This window comes from Xiashengella succiniciproducens (assembly GCF_023674465.1).
GTDB classification, from domain to species: domain Bacteria; phylum Bacteroidota; class Bacteroidia; order Bacteroidales; family Marinilabiliaceae; genus Geofilum; species Geofilum succiniciproducens.
The window spans coordinates 1,781,389-1,802,966 of the sequence record NZ_CP098400.1; the positions used below are offsets into that span (position 1 = coordinate 1,781,389).

Below are 21,578 nucleotides of genomic sequence, written 5' to 3' on the forward strand. Positions count from 1 at the left end.
TACAAACTGTGTATTCAATAGTTATCAACAACCTTCAGTTAAAAGAACAAGGTTATTTAAGCATTTCCTTATACAACTCAGGCTTGTCCTCCAGGGCTATTCTGGCTATCTTAAGATAATCGCTGACCCATCGTTGTAACTCCTTGAGTTTAGCTCTCTTACGCGCCGTCTCGCTTTTAGCACCATCCTTTAGCATCTCACATCTGGCTGCCAATGATCGTAAACTGTCAACTCTCTTTAAAAGATCTTCAATATTCTTTGAGGAAATACCAAATTCAGAAAGTCTGGTCATCCACTCCTTCTCTCCCAGTAATCTGCTACAAAATAAAGTAACCTGATCAATCCATGCATCCAGATTTACCTCTCTGGGACCATCAAGCTGTAAAGCTTTAGCTATTTGACCTTCCTTATCAAAAGCAATTCTGGCTATCTGCAAATACTTCATATAGTCCTTCCTGACTGCAGTATGCAGTTTGCGTCTTTCCTGATGAGCATCTACTTTCTCCTTTATAACTGCTTCCTGCTTCTGATCAAGCTCCCTAACTGAGGCCAGCACCTTCTCCCCCTTCTTTAGTCGACTTTCATCAAAACCAAATCTGGCAGTGGCTGACAGAATCTCTGCATTGCTAAAAGAAAACCCGATCAGAGAATTGACTCTGTCGATATACTCACTAAACGACAATTTTGAAAAATGCACCGTCATTATACAGTATTCAGGAATTTGTTATTCAAATTATGCAAATATTACTATAAAAATCAAATATTGTTTCAGAAATGTATAATTTTTTTTCTAATACTTATATTTTGATTGTATTGAATAATTTTTCATTATTTGTTTTTCATATATTCAAATTTATGACCTCATATAATCTACATTTCATATATAACCAAAATTTTGTCTATAGAATCATAATTCAAATATATAATTGTTTCAATTTATAATAACATACAAAAATTTAAGCTAGATAGTCAATATTGAATATAGACTAGTAATTACTTAATACAGATTTAAAATGGGAATAGCAGAATGAACAAATTAATTGCCGAAGAGAAATTTTTTATTCCGACATGGTGCTACAGTGTTGTGTATATGATAATTACGTTACCCCTTAATCACAAACCCTGCAACATCCAATCCAAGACAATCTAAAACAATCATTATCCTTCCGTATTAGCAAAGAAAAAAGCATCTTTGCATCCGATTTTTATGAAGGAGCTGATTAGAATATACGGAAGACACTACAAGGGAAATTTATTCCTGGCCTTCCCGGTAATGATGTCTCAGGCAGGTCAAATGATTGTTGCTCTGACAGACAATCTGATGGTGGGACAGTTGGGTGCGGTAGAACTTGCTGCAGTAGCACTAGCTAATAATATCTTTGTAATTGGGATGATGTTTGCCATCGGCCTGATATCTGCAATCACACCGATTGCAGGTAAAGCCATAGGGGCAAAAGACAGGTTGGAGTCATCAACTATCCTGAAGCAGGCAGTCTATATGCATCCATTATCGGGTGTGATAATAACAGGCATATTATTATGTGGCATTTTCATAATGCCGCATATGGGTCAGGATCCTGCAGTTATAAAGGTTGCCATACCTTATTATATAATACTTTGCATATCAATTATCCCGCTTAGCATCTTTTTCGTCTTCAGGCAATATGCAGAGGCCCTGGGAAATACACGTGTGGCAATGCAGGTCACTTTGACTGGAGCTGTAATAAACATAGGTCTCAACTATCTGCTAATCTTCGGAAAACTTGGGTTTCCGCAACTTGGAGTTGAAGGTGCAGGATATGCTACACTTCTGTGCAGGGTCTATATGTCAATTGCCGCCATCATACTCTTTTTTAGGATGGATTTATTCAAGCCTGATAGGAAAAACTGGAAGCTGACCAAGTTTGAACCTATTAAGTCCATGCACCTGTTGAGAATAGGAGTACCAATAGGTAGTCAGTATATTACGGAGATGTTGGCATTCAGTATTGGCAGTTTCATGATGGGTTGGATTGGAACGAATGCCTTGGCTGCCCACCAGGTAGTAATGAGTCTTGTGGGATTCACCTATATGGTATCGGCAGGATTGGCATCAGCAACGACTATCAAGGTGAGCCATTTTAGGGGACAGCGAAATCTAAAGGAGATGAACCGCGCCATTTATGCGTCAATTCACATGGTGGGATTGTTTATGTTTTGCAGCCTTTTGATATTCTATAATTTCAGATTCTTTATCCCGTCATTATTTATTAAGGATCCAGCAGTAATTGCAATTGCCTCAAAACTAATGATTATCGCTGCTATGTTCCAGCTATTTGATGGATTTCAGGTCAATATGCTTGGAGCACTGCGAGGAATGGAGGACGTCAGAATACCTATGATACTTTTGGCAATTGCGTATTTCGCAATTGCATTACCTTTCAGTTATCTGGCCGGAATTGCACTCAAATTTGGTCCTCAAGGTGTATGGTTTGGTTACCTGTTTGGCCTCTTCTCGGTAAGTGTCCAACTTTTTATCAGATATAAATACAAGGCCAAAAGGCTGAAAGTTTAGGCTGCTGGAATACAATTTAACCTATCATATTGACCTCGGGCTCGAGGTCAATATTGAATTTTTGCCTTACATCAGCACTTATCTGAGATGCCAGCTTTTTCACCTCACTACCTGTCGCTCCACCAAGGTTAATCAGCACCAGAGCTTGATCCTTGTGTACACCTGCATTTCCTAAAGACTTACCCTTCCAGCCCAGTTTGTCAATCAACCAACCTGCCGGTATTTTAACTTTTCCAGGTTCAACTGTGTTATAATAAGGTACATTGCTATACTGCACCCGAATTGTCTCCAGCTGCTTGGTATCCACGACCGGATTCTTAAAGAAACTGCCGGCATTGCCAAACTGAACGGGATCAGGCAGCTTGCTCTGCCTGATACTGATAACAGCCTGACGGATATTCCTTAATGAAGGACCACCAAGGCTCGCCACAGCATCTTTCAAATTGCCATACTCCATTGTATAGGAAGGCTTACGGCTAAGCTTAAGGTAAACCCATGTTACTATAACCTTGTTTTTTAGTCGGTTTTTGAAAACTGAATCGCGGTAAGCAAATTCACAATCCTCCCAGCTAAAGTGCAACTGACTGCCATCATCTGTTGAAATTGCCTCACAGGCGTGGAATACATCCTTAAACTCAACACCATACGCGCCAATATTTTGAACGGGTGCTGCTCCGGCATCACCCGGAATCAGCGAAAGGTTTTCAATACCTCCAAAACCCCTATCTACGCACCATTCCACCAGACTATCCCACTCCACCCCTGCTCCGACCTTTATAATAACGTAGTCGTCGTGTTGCTCGCTAACATCAATACCAGAGATGCATGAATGCAGTATCACACCATGGTAATCGGACAGAAACAGCAGGTTACTACCGGCACCCATCAGGAGCAGTTCCCCTTCGTGACAGAGGGGATTCTTTAGGATTTCTCTGAGGTCGGAAACTGAATCATATTCAAACAAGTATCGGGCCTTGACGTCGATACCAAAGGTATGGCGACCCTTTAAGGAAATATTCTCAAAACTACGTATCATCAGCGCTAATCCTTTGTGGACCAAATATTAATAGCCCGAAGAGTAATATCCATAATTCCTGCCGGCAATCTGCACGTCATTCATTACGACGGCCAGACCTTTGATCTTGTCGTCAAACAGGTTGGACATGGTAACTGCAAAATGTTCTTTATCCGTAACTCCGGCCCTGACAATATAAAGATTGCAGTCTGCCATCTCCATAAGCAGTCTGCCGTCAGAAACCAATCCAACGGGCGGAGTATCCACTATAATCACGTCGTACTTGGTACGAAGCGTCTCAAATAGAGTCTGTGTGCTGGGTGAAGATATTAGCTCGGAAGGGTTTGGGGGAATATGTCCACCGGGTATTATATAAAGATTCTTCACATCCGTCTCAAAGGTAATTTCATCCAACTCACTCTGAGCAATGAGATAAGAGCTAAGGCCTGAAATATTTTTTAGACCAAAGATCTCAGACAGACGGGGCTTACGCAGGTCAAAGCCTACAAGTACTGTCTTCTTACCTGAGATAGCCAACACAGATGCAAGGTTTACAGCACAGAAAGTCTTACCATCACCTGTATTAGTAGATGACACCGTAATAATACATCCATCCTTTCCTGCCATCATATACTTAAGTCTGGCCCTTAGAGATCTGAATGACTCAGTTACTTCAGAGGTTGCTGCTTTCAAAACCACATTGTCACTGCCCTCCTTGCTTCTGAGTATCTCACCAATAATTGGAAGTTCCCTGAACATAGAACGCACATCATCTCTTGATCTGATGCGGGTATTAAACAACTCGCGAAGGCCAATAATCAACACTGGAATAGCAAATCCAAGCAACAAACCACGGGTATAGTTGCTTTTCTTGTTGGGTGATACAACTCCATTAATATAGGCAGGGTCAAGCACTTCGTTATCAGGAGTATTAGAAGCCTTAGCAATCTGGGTTTCCGAACTCTTTTGAAGCAGGAAGGTATAGATTGCGTCATTGAGCTTGTGAGTACGTTCCATAGCCAGATAGTCCCTCTCCAATTCTGGTAGATTTCCTATCTCAGCATTGAGCTGTGCCTCAGTTTGCTTCAACTCACGCATCTGCATTCTAATACTTTCCATCTGCTGATCTATTGAGAGGATAAGTGACTGTCCAGATAGTTCTATCTTTTGATTTAGCTCGACCAAATATGGATTGTTTTCACCGGCTTGCTGGGCAATTACACGAGCCTCGTTAAGCAAGGTAAGGTGCTCACGAACAAATTGCTGAATCAATGCAGCGGGTTCTGTCGAGAATGCAGGTAACAGAAAATCACTTTCCTCGAGATTCCCACTGACCAGTCTCCTTCTGATTTCGTCAAAATAAGCCAGACTAAGCTCCAGAGACCTTTTCTGCTTCTCCATCCCGAAGAACTCATCAGATAGCTTTGACGACACATCCGAAGGCATCATATAGCGATTATTCCGCCTGAAATCCATCAATTTCTGTTGGGTTATTTTCAGAGTCTCAGCTACTTGTTCAAGTTGTCGCTGAATAAAGGTCAGCGAACGATTGGCCATATCGTTCTTTCTCTCCAGGTTGTTTTCAATCAACTCCTCAGAAAAGGTATTCAGAAAGCGAATTAGTTTTTGTGGTTGAACACCGGTGGCCGAAATAAATATTATTGAAGATCCCTCACGGTATGGACTTACCGAAAGTGAGGATCGAAGTTCTGAAGCTATCTCTGAATGTGACTTAAATCTGAAATAGTAATTACCTGATGCAATTCCGCCATTTGACTCTGCTGCCTTTATCACGAAGGAAAAACAGGGATGTTCGATTCTCTGACCAAGTCGTGCCTCTGCAGAAAAATCAATAGGACCGGAATACCCTGCATCCTGTGCTCCATGGAAAACATGCAGCCGGCCCCCTTCTGTTTTAACAGACAGCTCTGTCTTACCTCCCGGCAAAACAGATAGTTCGAAATCAGTATTTAGCAATTGGGGATGCAGAGAATCAAATTCCACCACAAATGGTGTTCTTCCATACAGTTCCGTATCCTTAAACCTTCCCTTTGAATAATAGGCGACACCAAAATCCAGGCGATTGACAGCCCTAAGTACCATGGCATGGCTACGTATAATAAAACTCTGATTCTCGAAATTACGTAACTCGGGTGACAGTCCAAAACCTTCAGTAAGCACCTGTTGAGACAAGGACCTTTCCTGATCCACTTTGAAGATCATCGTTATAGATGCCTTGTAAACAGGTACAGTATAGCGATGGTAAACCCACACTCCACCAAGCGCCAGCGGAACAAAAATCACAAACAGATACCAGTTGGCTACAACATGCCTAAACATCTTTCTGATATCTGAAAAACCGTCACCTTGTATAGTTTTCCCCGTAGGAATACCCTGTTGGTTATATGGTTGGGACATATCTTTGAGTAAAGTCCTGTTAATCTGAAACGAATCTATAAAAAATCTTTAACAACTGCCTCAAAACATCTGAATTCCTTAGTGTCAGCGGGCAAAAAACTGTCCCAGCTTACCAAGATTCTTTCCAATAAGGGTCAAAAGTCCTCCCACATGGTTTTTCCTAAGGGCCTTGTAATCCTCACGTGATTTCCTGATGATATTACCCAGGCTCTTATTGCTTGCTCCTCCGGTAGCCATATGAATCATAACTTCGGGAAGGTAAACCATCCTAACGCCATCAAGAGTCATTACCCTTAGCAACCAGTCATAATCGGCTGCAATCTTGAATGAGGTATCGAAAAGACCCACCCGCTCAAGCAACTCCCTCCTGAAATATACCGTTGGATGCGGTGGCATCCAACCCTTCCTGACCATTGAGGGATAAAAAGTACCACTTTCCCAGTTTCTGAATATCTTCAAAGGTTCAAAGGAAGTAACATACTGCAGGTCGCCATAAACAACATCAGCATTCTCAGTCTCAAATAGCTTAGCCACTTTATTCAGGATATCCGGGTTAGCAAAACGGTCACCTGCATGTAGCAGTCCAACAATATCACCTTCTGCCATACCAAGGCCTTTGTTGAGCGCATCATAGATTCCCTTGTCAGGTTCACTTTTTAGTTTACCGACACGGCTCCTGTACTTCTTAAGCATCTCCAGGGTTCCGTCATTTGAAGCACCATCAACCACTATGTATTCAAGATTGTCCCATGATTGCTCCGTTACTGACTTTATTGTCTGTTCCAGATCCTCACAAGCATTATAGCTGACGGTAATAAGGGAGATACGCATATCTGAACCTTTTACTTGACTTCGTTCTCAATAGAGGGCAGGCCCTTTTTCCTGAGTTTACGCAGTTTCCTGCGTATGGCAAACGAAGGTAGCTGAAATAGTATCATTCCAAGGATGAAGTTTAGAAGCAGCAGTTTGATAGTACCCAAATCCTTTAGACAGTACGACAATACAATAAAGAAGATATTGCCTGACATAAGCAGTATAGCTATTCCCATGTGCGAAAAGCCAAGAGTCAGCAGCCTATGATGTATGTGGGTCTTGTCGGCTGCAAATGGAGACTGGCCTTTTGATAGTCGGAGGAAGAATACTCTGATTGTATCAATAACCGGGACTATCATAATCCCCAGTGCCACACCCGGCGCAGAAGTCATTGTGTAATCAAGCGAAGGACGTACTGCTGCAACGTTGCCTTCCATAAATTTGATTGCAAATACTGAGATCAGAAAACCAATAAGCAGGGATCCCGTGTCACCCATGAAAATCTTCTGATTCTTTGAAAAAACGTTGTAGTACAGAAATGCTATCAATGCTCCGACAATAATAGATCCAAGCACCGGCATTATTACATCGCCATTGATGTAAAACCAGAACGAAAAGCCCAGTGTTACAACTATTCCGGTTAGTGCAGCTAGTCCATCTACTCCATCAATCAGATTGAAACCGTTGACTATAAACACTATAAAAAGAAGCGAGATTGAAAGGCTAACAAAGTAATCAGGGTGCAGTCCAAAAAAACCATGAAAATCGGCGATTCTCAGATCACCGAAACCAACTATTATCAGTGCCGCTAAAATCTGACCCATCAACTTCATTATCGGAGCTGTAACCAGGATATCATCCTTTATTCCGATGGAAAAGATTATTAGCAATGAAGGAAGTAAAAAGGGAATTCCCCCGTAATCAAACCAGTCAAGAAAAATTGAATAGGTAAATACAATTCCGAAGAAAATTGCCATACCCCCCAATGTGGGAACACGCTTCTTGTGTACGTGCCTGTTTCCGGGCTCGTCGTACAAATTCTTTGAGTAAGCAACATTCAGAATAGTTGGAATAGATATAAAAACCAGGATAAAGGACACCAACCCGGCAAACAAAATCTGAAGTAACTCGTTGTAATTTATCTGCATTTCAAACCTAATTTGCTATGCAAAACTAAGAAAAAAGAAGTGGTTCGGCTTCAAAATATCATCATTTTGTGTTATTTATCCTCAATTGAACAAATCGTCTGTTTTTTTAAGAAAAGAAAGAATAAATTTGTACAATTGTAGAGTAAGGTCCCAAAGTCTATACGGCCTAGGGGCATTCTAGCTAAGCAAGTTCAAATCATTAATTCATACTGCTTGAAAATGCATCCAAGAAGCATTAAAGGAACCTTAAGGATCTTAGCCTTTACCTCAACCATATTGCTGATGTTCGCATCATGTATCCCGCAGAAGGAAATAGTTTATTTTCAGAATCATGAAGATAAAAAAGGTTATGACAACCCGTATGATACTCCTAAGACTATCACTGAAAAATATATTCTTCAGCCAAATGATGCTCTGCTAATCAGGGTAAACACTGCAAATCCCAAACTGTCTGAGTTTTTCAATGCAGGAGGCAGCAACCAGAATGTTGCTGCCACAGGTCAGAGTCCGCTCTATACCTATCCTATAGACGACAGCCTGTATATTGATTTCCCCTTTGTAGGCAAGATCAGACTTGATGGTTGTACACGTGCTATGGCTACAGAAAGAATCAGAGAAGCGCTCATTCCCTTTGTCAACGATGCTCAGGTAACAGTGAGACTGGCCAATCCATCCTTTGTAGCCTTGGGAGAAGTCAACAACAGAGGTCGCATCCCAATGGGTCGTGAACAGGTTACAATTTTCGAGGCAGTTGCGATGGCCGGCGATGTTCGTCCTTTTGGCAAGAAACGTGAAGTAAGGGTTGTGAGACCAACTCCCGAAGGGTCTATCAGCTTTTTTGTTGATCTGACAGATAAAAACCTGGTAGATTCAGATAAGTACTACATCTATCCCAATGATATTGTCTATATCAGACCTATGAAGGCCAAGCAATGGGGCATTGGAGAATCATTCTCCTTTGGTGTATTCTCATCAATGCTTGCTATGTACCTAACGCTAAACGCCATATTTGGAAAATAAGAATTTGATGGATCAGATAAAGTTTCAAACTAAAGGTTCTGGAATCCCTGTAAGTAATACAGGAATTACTTTAGACTATAAAAAGCTGATCTCTGATGTGATCAGGTTCTGGTGGCTATTTGTAATCACTATTTCTCTTGCTCTCTTTGTTGTGTATATGATTCACAGGTACACCCAGCCAGTGTATAGGGCTTCACTGGTATTACTTGTTGACGAGAGAGGTAGTGACAAGACGCAGGCCAATATGATGGAGGGTTTCGGCCTTAGTACTGCTATGCGTACCCTTGAGAACCAGATTGCCATCCTTACCTCCTGGGAAATGGTTAGGACAGCTATCAAGGAACTGGACTTCGATGTTTCATACTATAAGACCGGGCGTTTAAAGAATACCGAACTCTATGGGGGGCTTCCTTTCCTGGTATATTTTGATCAGGAGTCTCCTCAGTTACTTAACACCCCAATTTATCTGACTGTAATAGATCAGGAGAGATTCAGACTTGAAATCGAGACTGAATCAGGGACCAGCTACTTGTACGGTGCTGAGAAATATGGACCTTCAACTGGAAAGATACATTACAGTCAGGAGTTTAATTTTGGGGATCTTGTTGAAACACCATGGCTCAAGCTGAGGGTGTACAACAAGGATTTGTCCAGACCTGAGGACAAGGCTTATTATTTTGTTTTCAATAGTCCTGACGAACTGACTTCATCCTATAAGTCCAGTTTTACCTATAGCCGTTCAAATGACAATTCAAGTATTGTAAGGTTGTATGTTACAGGTCACAATAATACCAAGAATGTAGTCTTCCTCAACAAGATGGCCGAAGTGTTTATCCGCAACAACCTTGAAAGAAAGAACCAGATTGCCACCAACACCATCGATTTTATTGAGGAGCAGTTACTTATAATCTCCGATTCTCTGTCAAGTAAGGGAACCGAACTAAGTCATTTCCGTACCGAGCATCAGATCCAGAGTCTTTCGGCTCAAACAGAGATCTATTTTGCAAGATTAGAGCATATCGACGCGACGGCTTCGGATCTATATCTTAAAAGGAACTACTACAACTATCTCGATAGGTATTTCAGGGCAGATACTTTGTTTGACAGCACTATAGCTCCTGCTCAATACCCAATTGAGAACACATCTATATTCCAGCAGATCAATAAACTGATGGAACTTAATATGGAGTGGCATGCTATTACCGGTGATAAGAAATCAGGGATATACAATCCCCATGTAGTGGAACTAAAAAGCATGATGGAAATTGCCCGTCGCACTCTGCTAGAGGCTATCGACAACCAGAAGATAATGCTTAACAACGAACTTGCACGCATAGAGGAAGAGAGGCGCAGTATTACAGCTGAGTTGTACGAATTTCCCGAGAAGGAACGCCAGCTCTTTGGTATTGAAAGGCATTTTAACCTTAATAATGAGGTTTATACCTTCCTGCTCCGTAAGCGCAGTGAAGCACAAATACAAAAGGCATCCAACACTCCTGACCACTCTATACTGGAGACAGCCCGTTCAGCCGGTCAGGTTTATCCGACAGTCAGCCGTGACAGACAGAAGGCAATTCTAATCGGTCTCGTGTTACCCTTCTTGTTTTTTGTATCAAGGCAGATAGCCAACAACAAGATTACAGGTGCTGAAGATATCGAGCGCATCACTGACTTGCCAATAATTGGTCATATAATACACAATTCCAAGGATGCTAGCAATGTAGTCGAGGTATTCCCCAAATCAATAATTACGGAGTCCTTCAGACGTGTTCGCTCCCGTCTAGAGTATATGAACGGAGACAAGGAAGCACCAATTATTGCAATTTCTTCATCCATGCCAGGAGAAGGCAAGACCTTCTGTGCCCTGAATCTGGCAAGCGTATTTGCTATATCAGGCAAGAAGACCCTGCTTGTAGGTTTTGACATGAGAAAACCCGGACTTAACAGTATTCTAAACCTGCACCATCAGGAAGGTCTGTCAAGTTATCTTATTGGCAAGGCAAAACTGGATGATATAATTCAGACAAACAGTCTTGATAACCTTTATATCCTTCCATCAGGTGCAGTTCCTCCCAATCCATCAGAATTGATTGGTTCGCCACGCACAGTTAAGTTGTTTGAGGAGCTTAAAGAAAGATTTGAAATTATCCTGCTTGATACTCCACCAATGGGTATTGTAGCTGACGGTTATATGCTTGCCCGTTATGCCGACACTATGATATTCCTGACACGTCAGAACTTTACAATCAGAAATGTATTCTCGCATACTGTCAAGCAAATGCTTGACGAAGGAATTACCAATGTAGGAGTGATTATCAACGATATTCAGGTCAAGAAAGGGCTGATGGGTTACGGATACTACTACGGTTATGGCTATGGCTACGGCTATCACTATGGATATGGTAACGGATACGGATACTATGAGGAATAGAAAACTTCTTGTAGCAGCGACGCTGGTGGCATCGCTGTCATTACTGCAACCGGCTGATGCTCAGCAATACTCCAAGTACAACAGTTTTGAATTCGATCCCATCGTCAGGGCTCTTTACCAGCCAGGTAATAACCTTCATACTTCTGTAAAGCCATATCGACTCGACCAGATCGAAAAACATTATAATACAGATTCGCTGATTCGTCGTGATCTCTACAAACCGGAAGGACACATGAATATATGGAAGAGAATTATTCATGATGACCTTATCAAATGGGATTACAAAGAGTCTGATAATATTTCGGTTAGCATCAACCCCTATTTCAATTTTGAACTGGGTAAGGATGATGATAGAAGGACCTGGGTCAATACTAGGGGGGTGAGTTTTGAAGGCCACCTTGGCAGTAAGATTTCATTCTTCAGTGCTCTATACGAGAACCAGGCAGTATTCCCATACTATGTTGACGAGTTTGTCGAAACCCGCGGGGTCGTTCCCGGCCAGGGAAGGGCAAAGACCTTTGGGGATGAGGGAAGAGACTTTTCGCAATCTACTGGTTATCTTTCGTACAATGCTGGGACCTGGATCAATTTCACTGTTGGTTATGGCAAAAACTTTATTGGTGATGGCTACAGAAGCCTGTTGCTGTCGGATAACAGCTACAGTTACCCTTATGCAAAGATGACCACTACCTTCCTCAAGGTACAGTACATGGTTATGCTGGCCCAGTTCACCCATATCGACAAACTAGAGAGACTGGGTGATGAGAGGTTTCCATACAAGTACGGAATGTTCCACTACCTTGACTGGAATATTGGGAAGCGCTTGTCCTTGGGATTATTTGAAAGCGTAATATGGGCTGCTGAGGACGAAACAGGCTATCGTGGTATCGACATGGGTTATATAATCCCTGTAATCATTTACAGACCTGCTGAATACAGTGTTGGTTCACCCGACAATGTGGTTATGGGACTTAACCTTAAATATGTTCCCTGGAAGGATGCTGCATTCTATGGACAGTTTGTTATGAATGAATTCAAACTTGATGAAGTGATGAGTGGTAACAAGTGGTGGGCCAACAAGCAGGGTTTTATGCTGGGTTTCAAGAACTATAACTTCCTTGGTGTCAAAAACCTTGATGTGCAAACTGAATATAGCCAGGTAAGACCTTTTACATATTCACACTATTCTCCGATAACCAACTTCGGGCACTTTAATCAGGAACTGGCTCACCCACTTGGGGCAAACTTCAGGGAAAGTATTTCTTTCCTTAAGTACAGGTGGAACAGATGGCATTTAAATCTGGAAGCTATGTATGCAATCCATGGTAAGGACGACCTTCATTTCAACGATGATAACTTTATCAGCTGGGGTGGCAATATCTTTGTATCCAATATGCTCAGATATGACTCTCACGGTCATGTAATAGGTCAGGGGCTTAAGACCCGCATTATACATGGTGCGGCATCAGTCTCCTTCCTTATTAACCCTAAGAACAATATGAATATAAGCGCGGGAGTACGCATGAGGGATTATTCCAATGATCAACAAGATCTGAGAAGCACTATGTTTACCCTTGCTTTCAGAACATCACTAAACAATTTCTACTATAATTTCTAAGCTTTTTGTATATCAACATCCGATGCATCCAGAATCTTACTCAGCTTCCTTAATACTCCTCTCTCTGATTTTTACAGCAGGCACACCCTGGTATACTGAATATGCCTCCAATTCACCTGTAGCCATACTCATCGCACCAAGTACAGAGTGAGATTTACATATAACACCGGGAGTCACCATTGCTCTGGCTCCTATCCAAACACCATCCTCAAGGATTACTGGGCATACCATAAGATCAAAACTATGCTTTCTGTAATCATGATTACCGTTTAAGATCATTGCTCCCTGTGACAGGCAACAATGATTACCAATGGTTACTGGTGCTAGGTTGTCAATCCACACTTTCTCTCCTATCCATGTATGATTGCCTACTACCAGGTTCCAGGGATACTTAATATTTACTGCTGGTTTAATTACAACACCCTCTCCTATCCGGGCTCCAAATAATCTCAGGAGAAACACTTTAATGCCAGAAATCGGTATCAGAGGATTTATGAAAAACATCACGTTAACCAGATACCATAGCAGTCTGACCAAGACATTACGTCCCGGATGATACCATGAGTTATCATAAATCGACAGATCCACCTTCCCAAATTGATCCATAAAGCATCCTAATTATAAAACACAAACAACTACCTTTAATAAATGCCCCAAGATTTTAAAATCCCAGAGCTCCCCGAAAAACATCAGAAATTTACTAAAATCTTTCTGTCCTTGGCTATTTGCTAAGGCTTTTACTGAAGGATTAATCATTTTAACATGATAATCTAGGCCAACACCCTGAATCCGACCTGCAATTAGCCTACTGTGTGAAAAATTCAAAAACAATCTACATTTAGGACATTTTTGTCTTGTTTCTTTTATGCCTTATGCTTTACTTTGTGTTGGTATTTAAATGTGGTGACTATGAACAACAAATTTGAAACAGAAAACGGTGAAGTCTTCATCTACAACGGAACTTCATCTCACGAAAAAGGAGCTTGCAGTTGCGGTGGTAACTGTGGTTGCAAATCCGGCGGAAAGTCAGATGAACCATGTGCCTGTGGCGGAAACTGCGATTGCAAATAGACTAATCCTTCTTCATAAAGGGACTGCTCCGTACAGAGTAATATATCAGCCTACCGGCTGATATATACTGTACGGAGCAGTAATTTTATACTTGAAAAGCCAGGTGTTATCCTAACATCAGAATAGTCAGACCAACAAGAATACCAGCAAGGTAGATGGCCTTCCTTTTCAGATTCTTTTCTTTAAAGACTAAAGCACCAACCAGGAAGGTAATTATTACACTACCCCTTCTCAACATTGATACTACAGAGATAAGAGCATCTTCAAAGTCAAGAGCATAAAAGTACAGGAAATCGGCAACTATCAGGAAGACTCCTATCAATGGAATACTCCAGCGCCAGTAAAATACAGGACGCCGTGTCATAGTACTGCGAATCAGGAACACTATCGGTGCAAGCAACACCACCTGGTAAATAGAAAACCAAGCCTGAACGGCCATCCTGTCAACATTTCGAATCAGAAATTTGTCGTATAGGGCACTAATTGAAGCAAAGAGAGTACCAAATACTGCAAACCATATCCAACGGTTTGACTTGAATGAAATACCCTCACGCATTCCGGCCATAGAGAACATATAGAAAAACGAAAAGGTCACCAAAACTCCAATCCATTGTTCAATAGTCAATCTCTCGCTATATATTACCAGGGCACCAAGCAAGGTCCAAACTGGTGCGGTAGCCCTGATTGGAGAGGCTATTGTAATAGGAAGATACTTCATTGAATAGTACGAAAACAGCCATGAGGTCAGTACTATGGCAGCTTTGATCAGTACTTGCAAATGTTCCTTTCTTGTGATCTCAGGAATATAGTAAAACGACTCTGGACTAATATGCCCACTATATGAAAGGAGTACCGGTGGAATAAAGATAAGGGCACTGATACCTGTAGTACACAGAAGTACCATAAGTACCGAGTTATTATGAAGGGCAAGCTTCTTCTGGACCTCATATATTCCGATAAAAACTGCCGAACTTAGGGCTAACAGCAACCAGGTCATATTGATCAACTTTTGAAGCTGCAAATGTAGCCTCAAATCCAGCATGTTTAACATTTATGATAGTCAATAATTCTTAAATCCAATATTGAAAAAGCTTTAAAATGACCTTATCTTTAATAGGATTTAGGCTGTCATGGACTATACTCTACTAAAAAACGGAAAGATAGTTCATCCTGATTGTGTCTTCAATGGAGATATACTCCTGAACAATAGTCGCATTGTCACAACAGGAGAAAACATTAGTCCCCCAGATCCGGAAACCAGGGTGATTGATGTAGGTGGTACATGGTTACTGCCAGGCCTGATCCATTTCAAAACTCCACTATTCAAGATCGAAGGTAGTGGCCCCTCTTCAGGTATATATCAGGCACTTTCACATGGAAGTACTTTCCTGATGGATAAAATGGGAGTGTAAAATTAACTCTGTCCGGTCCTATTTTTAGTTGTTTAAATTAACTCATATTTTTTCTTTCATCCAATTCTTGAAAGCCTCTTTGGGAAAGCCGTTAGGTTCTGTCAAGGGCAGCCGAGGAACGAGGCTGTTTATATACCCTTGACAGGTTCTAAGGGCGACCTATATTTGCTTTCAGGGTTTTGGATGTTAGATATCAGGATTTAATCTCCCGTCAAAATGAATGCATAATTGCTGGAAGGTTAGTGCCCAATTGGGTAAGGGTTTGGTCCACTTTTTTGCAGCATTTTCTGTCGTTAAATAGATTAGCTTCATTAATGCCATATCACTGGTAAAAGCTCCCTTGGTTTTGGTAACTTTTCGTACCTGGCGATGGAAGCCTTCTACAGCATTTGTAGTGTAGATCAACTTTCTAATAGGCTCATCATATTTGAAATAAACCGAAAGTTCGGGCCAGTTGTTTTTCCATGAACGTATTACTATGGGGTATTTTTTATCCCATTTCTGCTCCAATTCTTCAAGCTCTCTTTCTGCCTCAGCTTTACTAACCGCATGGTAGACTCTTTTGAGATCTTTCATGAAGGTCGCCTTATCCTTGGATGCGATATATTTCAAGGAGTTACGGATTTGGTGGATTACACATTTTTGGATCTCTGTATTAGGAAAGATGCTCAATATGGCCTCGGAAAAACCAGATAAGTTATCGGTGCATGCAATCAATATATCTTTGACTCCACGGCTCTTAAGATCGGTCAAAACCGACAGCCAGAACTTAGCCCCTTCACTTTCTGAAACATACATTCCAATAAGCTCCTTTTTACCCTCCTTGTTGATAGCCAAAACATTATATATAGCTCTGCTGGCAACTTTCCCTTCGTCCCTTACTTTATAATGTATTGCGTCAAGCCAGGCGATTGGGTAGACAGCATCCAGTGGTCGACTTTGCCAGGCTTCCACTTGAGGAATAATACGATCGGTAATTTCACTTAGCACACTTGCCGATACTTCTGTATCGTACATTTCTTTTAGCTGAGCCGATATATCCCTTAGACTCAACCCCCTACCGTAAAGGGAAATGATTTGAGGAGCCAGATTGTCTGCCAAAATCCGCTGACGCTTTTTTACGATCTCGGGTTCAAAATTGCTGTGCCGGTCTGCTGGCGTGTCAATTGTTACTTCTCCTGCAATGGTCTTAAGGGTTTTTGACCCTTTCCCATTACGTTTATTGCCATCAGCACGCTGATCTTCATCTAAAAACACTTCCATTTCAGCGGCAAGGGCGCTTTCTAAAAATTCCTTGATGATGGGAGCAAAAACCCCGCCATTGCTTGTTAATGATTTTCCGCTCAGTAATTGCGATAATGCAAGATCGCGCATAGCCCGGTATTCGGGACTTTCCTTTTCGTAATGTGTCATGAGGTCCAAAATTAGTAATTTTCAAATTCTGGACAGAGTTTAAATTACACCCTCGATAAAATCAAGATTCCAAAACATGAAGATTACAAGACCATACTTGAAGATGCCGGAAAGTATTGCCAACCGATAATCTGTGATTTCAGCCTGCATCTGGATGCTCAGTCATGCAGCAAAATGAAAAGGGATGATCTGGCTTACTGCTTTATTCATAAGGGAATAAGTTCGTTCTCAATGCAGTGGAAGCACGTTCACAAGCTTCTTGCAGGTGACTTTGACAGCCTCCTGCAGTTTATGGCAAAACACCAGTTGCTCCTAATCTTCTGTACCAAAGCCATTAAGGAATCATCGCTTGTGCGCAACCAGACCTTTTTCTCCGCCTATCTCATCAAACTAAGGGAAGCCGTAAGACACATCTCAATGACAGGATGCCCCTTACTTATTACCGGAGTATCATCAATGGATGAAGTAAGGACTATAAGAACAATTGGAGGTGGGCAAACCTATATTGCAGTCAATCTATGTAATACTGAACTTGATGTTCCTTCCCCGGTTAGTCCGGAGTTGATTACTGAGTACGGAAGGCTCATGAATAACATTATTCTGGATCCACCGGCACTTAAGACCCCTACAGACAGACAGAATTATATTGAAAACAATATTTCTTATTCCTTCCTACACGAGCTGACTGATGATATCCTGGTAGATGAGACCTATATGGTCAATTTGTGTAATATGTATGCCACCTTACCTGCAAAGCTACTAGGAATATATCCGCAAAAAGGCGCTTTGATTGCCGGAGCTGATGCCGATATCATAGTCTGGTCGCCTTCCAGTGGACAGGATGTAGCACGACATGGTGAGAACATCTCAATCCTTAAAGCTGATATCAAGTATCTGGTGGTCAGTGGAAGGCTAATAGAGGGCAGTGAACATATCAAACCCAACAGTCTCAACGGTCGCTATATATTCAGAGATCCGGTAATAGATCTGCCATACAAAGATTCTATATTATTACCATAGTGGCCCCATAACCATATTCTCTGAAAGAAGCGTCCTGATAATATACCTTGTACTTGCGTTCCAGTTGTTTTCGTATTTCATTCTTTAGCACGCCATTACCTACTCCGTGGATAAATACTATCTTCCGGCCCTTATTCTTTGCATTGGATTCCATCACAAAGTGGAACTTATCCATCTGAATCTGTATAATATCACTATTTGACAGTCCTGCAGTTGTATCAACAAGTTCGTCGATATGTAAATCCACCTCTTCAAGTTCGGGTGTTGACTTCCTTTTAGCCTGAGGCTTCTTTTCACTTTTTTCCTTTTCTCCTATCACAGCCTTTGAATCAAACTCAGTCAACATGTCCATCTTCTGCTCAAGTTCGTTCTTGATAACCGGTACCAAAACAGCAGGCTGATAGAAGAAATCGTTGTTGCGAAATACGTTGTCCTTGTAAAAACGGCGGGCCTTAATCTGAACAGCAGAAGAAACCGGGTCAAGGGCTGGATAGCCCTTGCCCTTTCTAAACAGTATCAACTGCATATGGAAGGTATTCTCGAATTCTCTTGCCAGTCTGTCTTCAAGCGGCAATTTTGTATTCGGCTGTAATATTCCCTGGTGCAGGGCATACATCAGACCGTCTTCACGTAATTCAGAAATTAAATATGTTACATAGTAGTTGCTGTCATTAATCACATACAATCTGAGCTTGCCCTCTTCAGTCTGATTGTTTCCAATCTTTATAAAACCAAGGTAAAAACGGGGATTGAAATCATCATGACCTTCTTCCTCCAACTCCTGATGATAAGCTTCAGGCTCTGAAACATCCTCATTTCTGCTTTCTACAACCTTATCAGCAACCTGCCTGGCTTCGGCAGAAGGCTGCCCCTTCTCGACAACCACCAGTTCGTATACAGGCATTGGAATCTCAAATCCGTCTTCATCCTCAACAAAGGCCAGTCCACCTTCAAGTTTCTTTACTATTCCACCACCTACATCATTAAGGAATTTGACCTTATCACCAGGCTCTATGCTCATTGGATTCAATATTTATGGGATTATTGATACAAAGTTAACTATTTTTGCAGCCATAAAACTAAAACAGAATGAGCATTCCCGGAATAAAAATTTCCGACTACGAGTATGACCTTCCTTCGGAACGAATAGCTATATACCCCCTGGCCAACAGAGACGACTCCAAATTACTGGTGTATAATAAAGGAAATATCATACACTCGGAGTTCCGGAGACTTGTTGACTATCTGCCATCTGACGCCCTTCTGGTCTTCAACAACACCAAGGTTATCCGCGCCAGACTCCAGTTCAAAAAGGACTCAGGAGCCCAAATAGAGATTTTCTGTCTCGAACCAGCTGAGCCTGCTGATATTGCAATGGCCTTCCAGGCCGGCGGCAAGGTTAAGTGGAACTGCCTTATCCGTAACCAGAAGAAATGGAAGGATGGAGCTCTGACTTTAACCTGTTCAATTAATGGAAAGGAAATCACTCTGAAAGCCCTGCTTACAGAGAAGGAAGAGAATTCATGTGTAGTTGAATTCTTATGGGAGCCAGCTGAAATAGGCTTTGGAGAGATACTGGATGCAATCGGACATACTCCTATCCCTCCTTACCTTGAGCGTGATGACGAGGAAATTGATGTAGAACGATACCAGACCGTCTATTCGAAATACAAAGGTAGCGTAGCAGCCCCGACAGCGGGTCTGCACTTCACAGCAAATACGCTGCAGGCGCTAAAGAACAAAGGGATCAGGACTACCGAACTAACACTCCACGTGGGGGCAGGGACATTCAGACCTGTGAAGGCTGATAGTATAGACCAGCACAAGATGCACACAGAGCATTTTGAAGCTGCCCTGGAGACGCTCACAACCATTGCCTCTCACAGGGGTCCTGTAATTGCAGTAGGGACAACATCACTCAGAACTCTTGAGTCACTTTACTTCGCAGCCCTTCATATTGCCCAAGGTCGAGCTCCTGAACACATAGACCAATGGGAAGGCTTTGAATCCGATGTACAACTTACACGTCAGGAGGCGTATGGTATTCTGGCTGCCTACCTTGAAAAGAATGGTAAAGAAAAGCTGGAAGCTGCAACATCCATAATTATTGCTCCCGGCTACAAACCAAAGGTTATCGATGGACTGATAAGCAACTTCCACCAGCCACGAAGCACCTTGCTCCTACTAATAGCAGCTTTAATAGGAGACAACTGGAAAGAAGTGTATCGTCAGGCACTGGAAAAGGATTACAGATTTCTCAGCTACGGCGACAGCTCTCTGCTCCTGCCTTAAAAGCCATTATTTCTGCTCGTGAGGAATCTCGGGTATATATCAATAATAACTCCGACAGGTCAAGTAAGAGCAGTCTATATTGAGTCCGGCAACTTTATCAGGACCCTTTACCCTCACGACGCAGCCTTAGTTCCTCTTCAAGAATTTCTTCAATATCAGCAGATGCCGATTTTCATTAAAAACATTTCTGCCAGTTTAAAGTTCACCTTTACCCGGCAAATACTGTAATCCGTTTCAAAAGATAGTCAAATATGACAACAAGCCATTTTTTCTATGGTTTGGAACAATTATTGAGGGATTATTATCTTTGGATTTATCTAAATTTTCGATTGTTTCAAATGAAAAAATATATGCAACATGAATCAAACTGTTGATATCAAAGAGCTAAATGAACGAATCAGGCAGGAGAGTTCATTTGTCGACCTACTAACCATAGAAATGAACAAAGTTATTGTTGGCCAGAAACACCTTGTAGAAAGCTTATTGACAGCACTACTTGCAGATGGCCACATTCTTCTTGAAGGAGTTCCGGGTCTGGCCAAGACCCTTGCAATCAACACACTGGCTACTGCCATTGACGCAAAGTTCAGCCGTATTCAGTTTACTCCCGACCTATTGCCTGCCGACCTAGTAGGTACTATGATTTATAGCCAGAAGAGCGAAGAATTCGTAGTCAAGAAAGGTCCAATCTTTACAAACTTCGTACTAGCTGATGAGATCAACCGTGCCCCGGCCAAGGTCCAAAGTGCATTGCTTGAAGCTATGCAGGAACGTCAGGTAACACTGGGTGATGAGACTCACAAATTACCAGAACCATTCCTCGTACTGGCTACACAAAACCCCATCGAGCAGGAAGGAACCTATCCGCTACCTGAAGCTCAGGTTGACCGTTTTATGCTCAAAGTGGTTATTTCTTACCCAGAGAGATCAGAAGAGCAAATGATCATCCGTCAGAACCTGGCTCAGTCCTTTCCAAAAGCTACTGCAGTTGTCAAACCCGAAGACATCGTAAGGGCCCGTCAGGTAGTAAGGGATGTTTACATGGACGAAAAGATAGAACGCTATATAGTTGATATAGTATTTGCCACAAGATTCCCGGAAAACTACAAGCTTGAGAAGTTCCGTGAAATGATTTCCTACGGAGCATCACCACGTGCAAGTATCAGTCTTGCGATGGCATCCAAGGCCTATGCCTTTATCAAGCGCAGAGGCTATGTGATACCTGAAGACGTACGTGCAGTTTGCCACGATGTAATGCGTCACCGTATTGGACTGTCCTACGAGGCCGAAGCCAACAACCTTACATCAGAGGAGATCATATCCGAAATACTCAACACCATCGAAGTACCGTAG

At 42.0% G+C, this 21,578-nt stretch carries 17 protein-coding genes; 8 read left to right on the forward strand and 9 right to left on the reverse strand.

Features of this window, described 5'->3' with window-relative positions:
• Positions 1-52 precede the first annotated feature (52 nt).
• Positions 53-703: a PQLLE family protein gene (locus M9189_RS07520; RefSeq protein WP_250722071.1), complete on the reverse strand. Its 651-nt coding sequence runs from the start codon at positions 701-703 to the stop codon at positions 53-55.
• A gap of 504 nt (positions 704-1,207) precedes the next feature.
• Here M9189_RS07520 and M9189_RS07525 point away from each other — a divergent pair.
• Positions 1,208-2,554, forward strand: coding sequence for an MATE family efflux transporter (locus tag M9189_RS07525; RefSeq protein ID WP_250722072.1), 1,347 nt, complete (start codon positions 1,208-1,210; stop codon positions 2,552-2,554).
• Between the two features lie 16 nt (positions 2,555-2,570).
• On the opposite strand, the gene murB is transcribed toward M9189_RS07525, so the two are convergent.
• From murB to M9189_RS07545, 4 genes are all read right to left on the reverse strand, one after another.
• Positions 2,571-3,590 (reverse strand): UDP-N-acetylmuramate dehydrogenase, encoded by a 1,020-nt coding sequence (gene murB, locus M9189_RS07530; RefSeq protein ID WP_250722073.1) that lies wholly within the window; start codon positions 3,588-3,590, stop codon positions 2,571-2,573.
• A 27-nt stretch (positions 3,591-3,617) separates the two neighbouring features.
• Positions 3,618-5,987, reverse strand: a complete 2,370-nt coding sequence (locus M9189_RS07535) for a GumC family protein (RefSeq protein ID WP_250722074.1) — start codon at positions 5,985-5,987, stop codon at positions 3,618-3,620.
• Between the two features lie 84 nt (positions 5,988-6,071).
• Complete coding sequence (locus tag M9189_RS07540; RefSeq protein ID WP_250722075.1) at positions 6,072-6,818, reverse strand: glycosyltransferase family 2 protein; 747 nt, start codon at positions 6,816-6,818, stop codon at positions 6,072-6,074.
• Positions 6,819-6,829: 11 nt separating this feature from the next.
• Positions 6,830-7,948: a glycosyltransferase family 4 protein gene (locus tag M9189_RS07545; protein ID WP_250722076.1), complete on the reverse strand. Its 1,119-nt coding sequence runs from the start codon at positions 7,946-7,948 to the stop codon at positions 6,830-6,832.
• A 219-nt stretch (positions 7,949-8,167) separates the two neighbouring features.
• Between M9189_RS07545 and M9189_RS07550 the strand changes: the two genes are divergently transcribed.
• Genes M9189_RS07550 through M9189_RS07560 form a run of 3 tightly spaced genes read left to right on the forward strand, consistent with a single transcriptional unit; the run spans position 8,168 to position 13,017 of the window.
• Positions 8,168-8,968, forward strand: a complete 801-nt coding sequence (locus M9189_RS07550; protein WP_250722077.1) for a polysaccharide biosynthesis/export family protein — start codon at positions 8,168-8,170, stop codon at positions 8,966-8,968.
• A 7-nt stretch (positions 8,969-8,975) separates the two neighbouring features.
• A complete protein-coding gene (locus M9189_RS07555) occupies positions 8,976-11,399 on the forward strand; it encodes a polysaccharide biosynthesis tyrosine autokinase (protein ID WP_250722078.1) in 2,424 nt (807 codons plus the stop codon).
• A complete protein-coding gene (locus tag M9189_RS07560; RefSeq protein ID WP_250722079.1) occupies positions 11,389-13,017 on the forward strand; it encodes a hypothetical protein in 1,629 nt (542 codons plus the stop codon). Before M9189_RS07555 ends, M9189_RS07560 begins: the two co-directional genes overlap by 11 nt.
• Before the next feature lie 36 nt (positions 13,018-13,053).
• On the opposite strand, the gene M9189_RS07565 is transcribed toward M9189_RS07560, so the two are convergent.
• Complete coding sequence (locus M9189_RS07565; protein ID WP_250722080.1) at positions 13,054-13,623, reverse strand: WcaF family extracellular polysaccharide biosynthesis acetyltransferase; 570 nt, start codon at positions 13,621-13,623, stop codon at positions 13,054-13,056.
• Between the two features lie 571 nt (positions 13,624-14,194).
• A complete protein-coding gene (locus M9189_RS07570) occupies positions 14,195-15,121 on the reverse strand; it encodes a DMT family transporter (RefSeq protein ID WP_250722081.1) in 927 nt (308 codons plus the stop codon).
• A 97-nt stretch (positions 15,122-15,218) separates the two neighbouring features.
• On the opposite strand from M9189_RS07570, the gene M9189_RS07575 reads away from it, so the two are divergent.
• The gene (locus M9189_RS07575) at positions 15,219-15,500 is read left to right on the forward strand and encodes a hypothetical protein (protein ID WP_250722082.1); all 282 of its coding nucleotides are present in this window, start codon (positions 15,219-15,221) and stop codon (positions 15,498-15,500) included.
• Between the two features lie 186 nt (positions 15,501-15,686).
• Here the strand turns inward: M9189_RS07575 and M9189_RS07580 are convergent, their stop codons facing one another.
• A complete protein-coding gene (locus M9189_RS07580; protein WP_256469219.1) occupies positions 15,687-16,913 on the reverse strand; it encodes an IS256 family transposase in 1,227 nt (408 codons plus the stop codon).
• A gap of 174 nt (positions 16,914-17,087) precedes the next feature.
• Here M9189_RS07580 and M9189_RS07585 point away from each other — a divergent pair, with 174 nt between their 5' ends.
• Positions 17,088-17,933 (forward strand): amidohydrolase family protein, encoded by an 846-nt coding sequence (locus tag M9189_RS07585; protein WP_250722083.1) that lies wholly within the window; start codon positions 17,088-17,090, stop codon positions 17,931-17,933.
• On the opposite strand, the gene M9189_RS07590 is transcribed toward M9189_RS07585, so the two are convergent.
• Complete coding sequence (locus tag M9189_RS07590; RefSeq protein ID WP_250722084.1) at positions 17,917-18,954, reverse strand: DUF2027 domain-containing protein; 1,038 nt, start codon at positions 18,952-18,954, stop codon at positions 17,917-17,919. The two genes, M9189_RS07585 and M9189_RS07590, sit on opposite strands and share 17 nt — an antisense overlap.
• Positions 18,955-19,022: 68 nt before the next feature.
• On the opposite strand from M9189_RS07590, the gene M9189_RS07595 reads away from it, so the two are divergent.
• Entirely contained in the window at positions 19,023-20,225 is a 1,203-nt protein-coding gene (locus tag M9189_RS07595; protein ID WP_250722085.1) for an S-adenosylmethionine:tRNA ribosyltransferase-isomerase, read from the forward strand.
• A 357-nt stretch (positions 20,226-20,582) separates the two neighbouring features.
• Positions 20,583-21,578, forward strand: a complete 996-nt coding sequence (locus tag M9189_RS07600; RefSeq protein ID WP_250722086.1) for an AAA family ATPase — start codon at positions 20,583-20,585, stop codon at positions 21,576-21,578.